This window comes from Dermacoccus sp. UBA1591 (assembly GCF_002322065.1).
Taxonomy (GTDB): domain Bacteria; phylum Actinomycetota; class Actinomycetes; order Actinomycetales; family Dermatophilaceae; genus Dermacoccus; species Dermacoccus nishinomiyaensis.
This window is the reverse complement of sequence record NZ_DCNR01000005.1, coordinates 2,715-6,800: the sequence shown is the minus strand read 5'-3', so window position 1 is coordinate 6,800 and position 4,086 is coordinate 2,715. Positions and strand designations below refer to the sequence as shown.

Here is a 4,086-nt window from a genome sequence, read left to right as displayed (position 1 = left end):
CGACTCGCTCGCTTCGTCGGCGCCGGGCTCGACCACGTCAGGCTCGGCGGGCAGTTCGCGTCGGGCGTCGAGGGCGTCCTCGGTGGAGGTTTCCTCGCGCGTGGAGGGCGTGGGGACCGGCTTCGGGTGCAACCCGGCCTCGGCGTCGCCGCCCTTCCACGCCGCGTGCTCCTCGGTGGTGCGCACGACGCCGTCATCGCCGAGGACGAGCCCGTCGGGCAGGTCGGGGGCATCCATCGGCATGACGTCGTCGGGGGAGTTCGGGTCTCCGTCACGGAACGTCGGGCCGACGCGTTCGGGGGAGTCGTACGCGGCCGACGGGTCGTCGAGACCGTGCGCCGGGAAACCGGCGAGCAGCTCGACCTGACCGACCGTCACCGACCCCGGTGCCGGCACGCCGTCGAGGGGGACGGGCGTGCACAGGTCGATCTCGCCGCACACCGTCGCGATCCGGGAGACGAGGAACTCGTGGCCCGTGACGGAGTTCGTGCGGATCTCGGCGAACTGGACGGTGCCGCTCAACGTCGCGAGAGGCGAATCGCTCGACGTGGCGGGCAGGAACGTCTCGATCTCCATCGGCGGCGGCCACGGCAGACCGAACTGCTTGACCTCGGCCGGCGGCTCACCTTCGACTCCGGGCATCGCACTGCGGGGCGAGTCGAAGAAATCCTCGACCGTCGCGAAGAACTCGGTGTCGACACCCATCGCGACGAGCGCGACGCGCCCCACCGCGGCCCAACCGACCGTGTACCGGTTGTTCGGCACGACCGTGAACGGGTCGAGCTCGAAACCCGAGACGTCCGTCAGCGTCACCTGCGCCAGACCGTTCTCGAGCGGCGTGATGCCGCGGTACGGAGTGCGCACCGGCGTGTCGAAACCAGGGCGCGCGTACTGCGCCGTGCGGTCGAGCAACAGCATCGCGCCACTCGAGTCGACCCAACGCGTCGTGCTCGACAACTCGTGCGCCGGCGCACCCTTGTCGCGCGCCAGGGCGGCCAGGGCAGCGGGGTCGGTAAAACCGATGCACGCGACAGTTGAACTCATGGGCGTAACGGTAGGCGAGCAGGTGGCCCCTCGCCACTCTCTCGGGGCGTTCGATCGCGTCGCGGCATGTGGTGGCCCGGCGCGGCCCGGCGCGGCACGCGGACGACGCGGTGCGCGGGTGGCATCGACGTCGGCCGGACCTGCGAGGCAGGCCTGCCATGCGGGCTGCGTCGAGAGCGGCATCAGGTCGGGCTTGTCGGGCCCGTCAGGACAGGAAGGTGGAGGCGTGTTCCGCGGACGTGACGACGATGCCGTCCTCGTCGCTCCACAGATGGTCGCCGGGCGTGAACGTGGCGCCCCCGAACGTCACCGGAACGTCCTTCTCGCCCTTGCCGTCCTTCGCCGACTTGCGCGGGTTCGTGCCGAGAGCCTTGGTGCCGAGGTCGAGTTTCGCGACGGTGGCGCTGTCACGGATGGCGCCGTTGATGATGACGCCCTCCCACCCGTTCGCGACGGCGGCCTCGGCGATCATGTCGCCCATCAGGGCGCTCTCGACGTTGCCGTCGCCGTCGACGACGAGCACCTTGCCCGCGCCCGGCGAGTTGAGTGTCTCCTTGACGATCTGGTTGTCGCGGAAGCACTTGATCGTCACGATCGTGCCGTTGAACCGCGCGCGTCCGCCGTATTGAGTGAACTGGGTGGAGCACGAGTCGAGCGCGTCGCCGAGCTCGTCATAGAGGTCGGCGGTGGCGATGTCGGCCATGAGAGGCGTCCTTTCGTCGGGTTCGAAGGGCATGCAGGTCCACGCTATTTCGCGAGGACGCCCCATGGGGCGTCGCGGGCCGCGGATCAAGACGAGTCGCGGCGGTGACGGCCGGGGTCGGAGCGATGAACGGTGAATGTGTACGAAGATCGCAGAATCGGGATGCTGTCGGCGCGCGGGCGGTGCCGGCCGTTGGATGGGGTGGGGCTCGGGATCAGGTCGGATCGGGTCGGGTCTCGTCAGCCCTGGGTGCTGCGCTCGCGGCGATAACGTCCCGGGGGCATGCCGACGAGGCGCGTGAACGTGCGGTTGAACGCGGCCTGGTCGGAGTAGCCGCAGCGGTCGGCGATCTGCGCCAGCGTCAGCTCTTTGGCGGTGAGCATCTCTCGCGCGGCGTCGATGCGTGATGACAGGACGAGTTGGCGCGGCGAACGTCCGAACACGCGGCGCGAGCGTCGCTCCAGCGTGTCGACGGAGCATCCCGCGACGCGGGCGAGATCCTGCGACGTCACCGGCTGGTCGAGGTGCGCGTCGATGTAGGCGCGCACGGCGCCGAGCGACGTCATCGCCGGGTCGTCCTCGGCGGCCTCGCCGACGTCCTGCGACATGCTGGCGATGCCGACGACACGCCCCGCCTCGTCGCGCAGCGGCACCTTCGCCGTGATGTGCCAACGAAACGGCCCGCCCGAGGCGCGGATCAGCTCGAGCTCGTTGAACAGCGGCTTGCCGGACGACAGGACGCGCGCGTCCTGCTCCTCGTAGCGCTCGGCGAGCTCCGGCACGAACAGCTCGGCCGCGCGACGCCCGACGACGTCACCGCGCGAGCGCTTGTTCGTGCGCTCGACGAACGTCGGGTTGACGGCGAGGTAGCGACCGTCCGCACCCTTGACGCAGAACATCGTGCCCGGCAGGTGATCGACCATTTCGAGGACGGCGGGTCCGAGCGCGCCACGTAGGGCGTCGAGCGTCGGTGCCGTCGTCATGAGGGAAGGGTAGCGGGCGCGTCGGCACCGCCAGGCCCACAGACCTCGCCAGCCCCACAGGTCCCCGGGTCTTCCCGTCCCGCCGGCGACACGAACCGTCACGACGGGCCGTTCTGGCCGATACCCGCGGCGAGGCTGCGGCAGGCGGGCAAGACGTTAGCGGTCAGGAGGGGTTTGACTGGTGGTATGAGCCAGATCACTGACGCACCCGACACCCCGGGCGCCACCACCGTCGACACCACCCCGTCCGACGACGCTGCGACGTTCGCCGAACTGCACGACCTCGTCGAGGACGCCGTCGCCCTCGCGAACCGTTGGAGCGACGCGACCGAGGCCGGCCAGACCAAGGCCGAGAAGCGCACGAGCGACCAGCTCGGCGCGCTGCTGCGTGACGAGAAGGGCCTCGACCTCGCGGTGAAGTTCGTCGACCGCGTCGCGCGCCCCGAGGACAACACGGCCGCCGCGCGCGAGCTCGCGCGCCTGTCGTCGAACGAGGCGACCGGGTTCATGGGCAAGCTCGACGCGAAGCTGCTCGGCCTCGGTTCCCGCCTCGCGACGACGATGCCGCCCGTCGTCGTGCCCGCGGCGCGCACGCGTCTGCGTCAGCTCGTCGGCCACCTCGTCGTCGACGCGAGCGACCCGACGCTCGCGAAGCACCTCGCCAAGGCGCACGCCGACGGCTTCCGCCTCAACATCAATTTGCTCGGCGAGGCCGTCCTCGGTGAGACCGAGGCCGCGCGTCGCACCGAGGAGACGCGCAAGCTGCTCGCGCGCGACGACGTCGACTACGTCTCGATCAAGGTCAGCTGCCTCGTCTCGCAGATCTCGACGTGGGACGCCGAGGGCACCGTCGAGCGCGCCCTCGAGCGGCTGCGTCCGATCTACCGCGTCGCGAACGGCACGGCGAGCGACGCGTCGTCGCCATCGTCGAACACCGGTGACGCCAACGCCGACGCAGGCCAGCCGGGTGGGGGCGCCGCGAACGTCAACCGCGGCGACATCAAGAAGAAGTTCGTCAACCTCGACATGGAGGAGTACCGCGACCTCGACCTGACGATCGAGCTGTTCACGCGCCTGCTGTCGGAGCCGGAGTTCCACGACCTCGAGGCGGGCATCGTCCTGCAGGCCTACCTGCCGGACGCGGTGCCGGCGCTCGAGCGTCTCATCGCGTTCGCGAAGGAGCGCAAGGCCAACGGTGGCGCGGGCATCAAGGTGCGTCTCGTCAAGGGCGCGAACCTCGCGATGGAGCGCGTCGAGGCCGAACTGCACGACTGGAAGCAGGCGCCGTACACGTCGAAGGAGGACGTCGACGCGAACTACCTGCGCTTCATCGAGCGCGCGACGCGCGCCGACGCG

Annotated in this window: 4 protein-coding genes; 1 reads left to right on the top strand and 3 read right to left on the bottom strand. The window is 70.2% G+C overall.

Annotated features, from left to right (window positions below; all coding sequences use genetic code 11):
- The 3 genes from B2284_RS00870 to B2284_RS00860 form a co-directional block, all read right to left on the bottom strand.
- Nucleotides 1-1,044 (bottom strand): hypothetical protein (locus tag B2284_RS00870; RefSeq protein WP_286697080.1); only part of this gene is annotated, 1,044 nt, incomplete at its 3' end.
- A 205-nt stretch (nucleotides 1,045-1,249) separates the two neighbouring features.
- A complete protein-coding gene (rraA, locus tag B2284_RS00865; RefSeq protein WP_062256322.1) occupies nucleotides 1,250-1,747 on the bottom strand; it encodes a ribonuclease E activity regulator RraA in 498 nt (165 codons plus the stop codon).
- A gap of 239 nt (nucleotides 1,748-1,986) precedes the next feature.
- The gene (locus tag B2284_RS00860) at nucleotides 1,987-2,730 is read right to left on the bottom strand and encodes an AraC family transcriptional regulator (protein ID WP_062256320.1); all 744 of its coding nucleotides are present in this window, start codon (nucleotides 2,728-2,730) and stop codon (nucleotides 1,987-1,989) included.
- Nucleotides 2,731-2,916: 186 nt separating this feature from the next.
- Here B2284_RS00860 and B2284_RS00855 point away from each other — a divergent pair.
- The coding region (locus B2284_RS00855) for a proline dehydrogenase family protein (protein ID WP_286697079.1) at nucleotides 2,917-4,086 on the top strand (1,170 nt) is incomplete at its 3' end.